The organism is Microbacterium sp. LB12, assembly GCF_037150835.1.
Taxonomy (GTDB): domain Bacteria; phylum Actinomycetota; class Actinomycetes; order Actinomycetales; family Microbacteriaceae; genus Microbacterium.
Genome location: NZ_JBBCPF010000016.1, coordinates 46899 through 53031, shown reverse-complemented (window position 1 = coordinate 53031; position 6133 = coordinate 46899). Strand labels below are relative to the sequence as shown.

Below are 6133 nucleotides of genomic sequence, written 5' to 3'. Positions count from 1 at the left end.
TCGGCGGCCCGTTCGCGGGAGCGACCACCGCCGCGCTGTTCCTGCAGCACTTCGTCGGAGAGACACCGTGGGCGCACCTCGACATCGCCGGCACGATGCAGACCGAGAAGGACGACTCCTGGCGCACTGCGGGTGCCACCGGGTTCGGGGCGCGACTGCTCCTGGAGACCGCGCGGACCTTTGCGCCGGCGTCCTGACCCGCACCGGCCCCGCCCTGAGCGCAGGGCGGGGCCGGTGCGCTCAGGCGGTGGCGAGGACGGCCTTCGCGGAGGTCGTGCGTCGGAGGGTCACGGCGAGGGTCGTGGCCACCAGTGACAGCACGCCCCAGACCACCAGGGCGGCGACGGCGGATCCGCTCCCGGCGATCAGCCCTGCGAAGGCAGGAGCCGTGGGGAGCGCCGCGCCGATGCCGGCGAGCCAGCCCGGCACGGTCGAGATGAGTCCGGTCGCGATGGCGAGCACGCCGACGAGTGCCGAGATCCAGCGTCCGATGCCGCCGAACAGGGCGACGAGCGCCTGGTTCACGGCCGCGAACACGACTCCGGCCAGCACGGCGGTTCCGGCGAACGCCCACCAGGTGGCGGCGTCGTAGCTCGCCACGATCTGCACGATCAGCGACACCAGCAGACCTTGCCCCGCACCGATCAGAGCGGCAGGTGCGAACGCTCGCAGGGTCAGCGTGGCCGAGGAGCGCCGCGACGTGAGGGTGCGTGCCGTGTGCGCGCGCATCACCAGGAACGTGGCGAGTCCACCGAACCAGAGCACCACCGCGGCGAGCAGCGGGATCGCGGTCGGGCCGAAGATCGTGTTCATCGACGAGTTCGACGACACCGGGTCGGCGATCACCGAGGCGAGCGACTTCGACTCGCTGTCGCTGAACGACGGGAGCGAATCGGATGCCGTGCGCAGCCCGCCCGCGAGGTCGCCCGTGCCGGTCGCCAGGGTGTCCAGTCCGCTCGCGAGCGACGCGGAGCCGTCGGCGAGGGCGGTCGCCCCGTCGGAGAGCTGGGTCGCCCCGGAGGCGAGGCCGCGGGCGCCGGTCGCCGATGCGCCGATGCCCTGGTCTGCGAGCTGGGTGAGTCCGCTCGCGAGTGCCGTCGCGCCGGCGCCGCCCTGAGACAGACCGGAGACGGCGCCGTCGAGGACGCCAGGGATCGCGGCTACGCCGGGGGCGGCGGCGTTGAGGTATCCGGATGCCGTGCCCGCGGAGGTCGCCAGCGCGACGGATTTCGCGGCGGCGTCCCGGAGGTTCCCGCAGAAGGTGCTCTCCGCGGGAGTGCACGACGCGGCCAGGGCTCCGACATCGCCCGCGAGTCCTGCCGCCTGGTCAGACGCGGTCTGCGCGGAGGCGGTCCCGGCCTGCACGGCGCTCATCGCTTTCTTGAGGTCGTCGACGTTGCCGCCGATCTGAGTCGCCCCGGCCGTGAGCCCCGACCCGATCTGCGCCGCACCCGCCGCGGCGTCACGGGTCTTGCCCGCGATCGTGTCGAGCCCCGATGCGAGCGACGACGCACCCGTGCCGAGCTGTCCGGCCCCCGAGGCCAGCTTCGTGGCGCCGTCGGGGAGCGCGGCGGCTCCGTTCGCGGCATCCCGCGCACCGCTCGCGAGCTTGACCGCGCCGTCGGCGGCCTCGCCGATCTGGTCGCCGATCGTGGTGAAGCCGACGAGGATGTTCTCGGTCGTCGCCTCGGTGAGCATGGTGCCCATGGTGGTGGCCGCGACGTTTGCGATCTGCCCCGTGATGAGGTCGTCGGCGACGAGGCCGTCGTCCGGGGTGGTCACGGTGATGGTGGCCTTCTCGGCCTTCCCTCCGCCATCGGAGATCGCTGTACCCGCGGAGGTGGCAGCGGCCGAGAAGTCCTCGGGGATCGTGATGACGGCCTGGTAGGAGCCGTCGGCGAGTCCGTCGGCGGCGTCGTCCTTGTTGGAGATGACCCACGTGAGGTTCGAGTCGAGGTCGTCGGAGCCGTCCACGAGGCCAGCGGCGAGCTGTCGCCCGAGGGGGGTCAGCTGGCCGTCGATGGTCACCGGGTCGTCGAGGTTGACGATCGCCGCGGTCATCGAGTCCAGGCGTTCGGTCGGGTTCTGGAGGGCGGCCACGAGGATGCCGCCGACCGCGGCGGGCAGCAGCAGCACGCCGAGGATGGTCAGCCACGTGATGGGCTTGCGGGAGCGTGCGCGCTCGATGGGGAGGGTCATGCGGTCACCTCGGTGGATTCTGCGGCGCTCCGGCGGGGAGCGCGCGTGTCGAGAGTCTGGGCGTCGGGCCAGCCGGCCTCGGCGAGTGCCGTCCGTGCCGGATCGGCGTCTGACGCGGTGGCGAACACCGCGAGCGTGCGGGAGGCGGCAGCATCGCGCAGCATCGCCGTCGCCTGGTCGCGCTGTCCGCCGCTGAGGCGGTCGATCCCGTCGATCACGACGAGCCGTGACTTGCCCCGCAGTGCTTCCGCGAGGTCGGTGAGTGCGGCATCCGCGTCGTCGACCAGCACGCAGCCGACGTGTGAGCGCACCCAGGCCGCGCGGCCGGGGAGCAGGTGCCCCGCGACCCGGAGGCGACCGTCGGTGGGCGTCAGGCGCCCGGCGATCGTGAGGGCGAGGGCTCGTCGTGCAGGCACGTCGCCACCGGTCGCGATGACCGCGCCGCCCTCCGCGATGCGCACCGACACTCCCTCGACGAGTGGCGCGTCGGCGCTGATGTCCAGGTCGTCCGCGGCCACGATCGATCCATCGCCCGGCCACTCGGAGAGGTGCCGTTCGCGTTCGACGGCCTCGCCTTCCACATCGACGCGGGGGAGGATCTTCTCCAGCCAGCGCGGGAGCTCCCAGGCGCGTTCGCCGAGGATCGCCATCAGAGCGGGAATCAACGTCATGCGCACGAGGAACGCGTCGACCGCGATACCGGCCGCGAGGCCGAGCGCGATGGGTTTGAGCGACGAGTCGCCCTCGGGGACGAACGCGACGAACACCGCGAACATGATGAGTCCGGCCGCGGTGACGACCTTCGCCGAGCCCGTGAAGCCGCTGCGCACGGCACGCAGGGCCGCGGCGCGACGAGCGGCCCGGTCGGGGCTCTTCGCATCCTGGTCGTGCACGAAGTCCTCCCGCATGCGGGAGACGAGGAACACCTGGTAGTCCATCGCGAGGCCGAACAACACGCCCATCAGGATGATCGGCATGAAGCTGATGATCGGTCCCACCTTGGCCACGTGCAGCAGGTCGGCGAACCACCCCCATTCGAAAACCGCCCCGACCACGCCGAACGCGGCGACGATCGAGAGCAGGTATCCGGCAGCGGCGGTGATCGGCACCCAGAGCGAGCGGAACACGATGGTCAGCAGGATGAGCGAGAGCCCGATCACGAAGATGCCGAACGGAAGCAGTGCGGCGCCGAGCTGGTCGGAGATGTCGATGCCGACGGCCGTGAAGCCGGTGACCTTCAGATCGATGCCGAACTCCTTGAGCCACTCGTCGTGGTGGCTGCGCAGTTCGCGGACGAGGTCGGCGGTCGCCGGGTCGTCGGGCGCGGTCTCCGGGATGATCTGCACGATGCCGGTGTCGGCGGTCTCGTTCGGGGTGGCGAGGGCGACCTCCTTCACCCCGGGGACCTTCGCGACCGCATCCCCGAGATCCTCCATCAGCGTGAGCGGGTCGGTGGAGGTGACGATCGTGCCGGTGAGGATCAGGGGGCCGTTGAAGCCGGGACCGAACTGCTCGCCCACGAGGTCGTAGTTCTGCCGGGCTTCGGAGTCCTTCGGCAGCACACCCGCGTTGGGCAGTGCGAGGTCGAGGCTCAGCGCGGGGACGGCCACGATCCCGAGTCCGAGGACCACGGCGAGCGACACCAGCACGGGATGCTTCATGACCCCGCCGACCCAGCGGCCGCTGCCCTTCACCGGGGCGGTGGTCTCCTTCGCGTCTCCGGACTCGTCGGCGTCGTCGTTCTTCTTCCGCGCCGCGGCCTTGGCCTTCTTCGGCCGCCCGACGACCTTGCCCTTCATGAATCCGAGCAGAGCGGGCGTGAGCGTGACGGCGATCGCGACGGCGACGGCGACGGCGGCGGATGCCGCGATGCCCATGGTGGTGAGGAACGGGATGCCCGCGAAGCCGAGGCCGATGAGCGCGATGAGGACCGTGACACCGGCGAACACGACCGCGGATCCGGCGGTGCCGACCGCGCGGGAGGCGGACTCCTCCGGATCGACGCCGTCGCGCACCTGATCCTGATGTCGCGCCATGATGAACAGCGCGTAGTCGATGCCGACCGCCAACCCGAGCATGAGCGCCAGCAGCGGGGTGGTGGAGGACACGGTGGCGAACGCGGTCGCGGTGAAGATGCCGGCCATCGAGATGCCGACGCCGAGGATCGCGGTGAGCAGGGGGAGTCCGGCGACGATGAACGAGCGGAAGGTGACGATCAGCACCAGGAGTGCGATCAGCAGGCCGACCGCCTCGGTGAGTGTGACGCCGGGGATCGAGATCGCGAACAGGTCGCCGCCGAGGGAGGTCTGCGAGCCCGCGGGCAGCTCGGCGCCGAGGTCGCTCACCACGGTGCGCAGGGCGTCCTTCGTCTCGGTCGAGACGTCGGTGGATTCGCCGTCGAACTGCACGCGCACGATGGCTGCCGTGTCGTCGTCGTTGATCATGCCCTTGACCATCTCGTCGTAGGGCGAGGTGGCGGCGAGCACGCCGTCGAGGTCGGCGAGCTCGTCGACCGCGTCTTCGATGTGCTCGCGATAGTCGTCGGCGGTGATCTTGTCGCCGTCGGCCGCCACCACGATGAACTGCGCGTTCGTGCCGCTCACCTGCGGGAACGAGCGCGAGAGCTGCTCGAGGCCGGCCTGCGACTCGGTGCCGGGGATGGAGAAGGTGTTGTCGGTTCCCGCGCCCAGGACGAGTGCCCCGGCGCCGGCGATCCCGAGCGCGAGCAGCCAGGAGACGAGCACGCGCCAGGGGTGGCGGAAGGACCAGCGTCCGAGCGACGACAGGAGAGTGGACACGGGTTCCTCCGAGGGGTGCGGGGGTGGATACACAGGTGTATCCGATACATAGATGTATCGTAAGGTGACCCGCCCGGCCAAGCCTGTGTGCGGGGTGTGAATCATGCGAGAGTGAAGGGTCAGGAGGTTTCGATGTCGACACCCGCAACCCGCAGCCGCGAGAACACGCGCGCTCGCCTGCTGGAAGCCGCAGCCCAGGTCTTCGCCGAGGTCGGGTTGGACGGTGCCTCGGTCGAAGCGGTGTGCGAGCGGGCAGGGTTCACCCGCGGCGCGTTCTACTCCAACTTCGAGTCCAAGGACGAGCTGTTCCTCATGCTCGCCGCGAGCGTCTCCGAGGTGCGTGTGAGCGCCGTGCGCACGCGCGTCGAGGAGCTCACCGCCGCCGGCGCCCTCGTCGAGGGGTGCGACCCCATCGACCTGGTGCAGCAGATCATGGAGCTCGGTGGTGATGACCGCCTCGGCGTGATGCTGCTCAGCGAGATCCGCATCCGCGCCCTGCGCGACCGCCAGTTCGGCGAGGCGTATCTCGCCCAGGAGCGCGAGATGGTCTCGAGCATCGCGCAGATCGTCGACGACATCGTGTCGGCGGGACTGCTGCGGCTGCGCCTGCCGGCGGAGACCGCGGCACGCATGCTCATGATCATCTGGGAGGGCATGACCGTGCGCGGCGCCATGGCCGGGCAGGATGACGCGCAGCTGCGGCACTCGGGCGGCGCGGAGCTCGGGCGGCTCGTGCAGTTGCTCATCGAGCCGTAGCCTGCGGCATCGCCCGCCGGGACTTCGACGTGCGATGCCCCGTCGCGACGGCGAGCAGTGTGGCGGCGACCAACAGGGCGGCGGTCGCGAGGAACGTGACCCGCAGTGCCGAGGTGAGCGCCTCGGGCGACGCTTGCGCGACCTCGGCGACGCCCGATGCGGCGGCGAAGAGCGCCGCGAGCACGGAGGCGCCCGTGACGAGTCCGAGATTGCGGGAGAGCCCGAGGAGTCCGGATGCGGCCCCTCGACGCTCCGCGGGTGTCGCGCTCAGGATCCCGGTGTTGTTCGCGGCGAGGAACACCTGATATCCGGGGGGCGAGCAGCACGGTGCCCGTGACATATCCGGGCAACCCCCACCATGCGGGGAGCAGTGCGAGGGC

At 70.9% G+C, this 6133-nt stretch carries 4 protein-coding genes and 1 pseudogene; 2 read left to right on the top strand and 3 right to left on the bottom strand.

Annotated elements, in window-relative coordinates; all coding sequences use genetic code 11:
* Positions 1 to 197: pseudogene (locus tag WFM69_RS18490) on the top strand (leucyl aminopeptidase); the annotation flags it as partial.
* A gap of 43 nt (positions 198 to 240) precedes the next feature.
* Here the strand turns inward: WFM69_RS18490 and WFM69_RS18485 are convergent.
* Complete coding sequence (locus tag WFM69_RS18485; protein ID WP_337007208.1) at positions 241 to 2199, bottom strand: YhgE/Pip family protein; 1959 nt, start codon at positions 2197 to 2199, stop codon at positions 241 to 243.
* Positions 2196 to 4997, bottom strand: coding sequence for an MMPL family transporter (locus WFM69_RS18480; RefSeq protein WP_337007206.1), 2802 nt, complete (start codon positions 4995 to 4997; stop codon positions 2196 to 2198). The genes WFM69_RS18485 and WFM69_RS18480 overlap by 4 nt, the downstream gene beginning before the upstream one ends.
* A 132-nt stretch (positions 4998 to 5129) precedes the next feature.
* Here WFM69_RS18480 and WFM69_RS18475 point away from each other — a divergent pair, with 132 nt between their 5' ends.
* Entirely contained in the window at positions 5130 to 5753 is a 624-nt protein-coding gene (locus WFM69_RS18475) for a TetR/AcrR family transcriptional regulator (protein WP_337007203.1), read from the top strand.
* Here the strand turns inward: WFM69_RS18475 and WFM69_RS18470 are convergent.
* Entirely contained in the window at positions 5740 to 6054 is a 315-nt protein-coding gene (locus WFM69_RS18470) for a hypothetical protein (RefSeq protein WP_337007202.1), read from the bottom strand. The two genes, WFM69_RS18475 and WFM69_RS18470, sit on opposite strands and share 14 nt — an antisense overlap.
* Positions 6055 to 6133: the final 79 nt, after the last annotated feature.

What these genes read in the sequence shown, in the direction of transcription:
- WFM69_RS18485 (WP_337007208.1), bottom strand. Translation starts at nt 2,199, where the DNA reads ATGACCCTCCCCATCGAGCGCGCACGCTCCCGCAAGCCCATCACGTGG.
- WFM69_RS18475 (WP_337007203.1), top strand. Translation starts at nt 5,130, where the DNA reads ATGTCGACACCCGCAACCCGCAGCCGCGAGAACACGCGCGCTCGCCTG.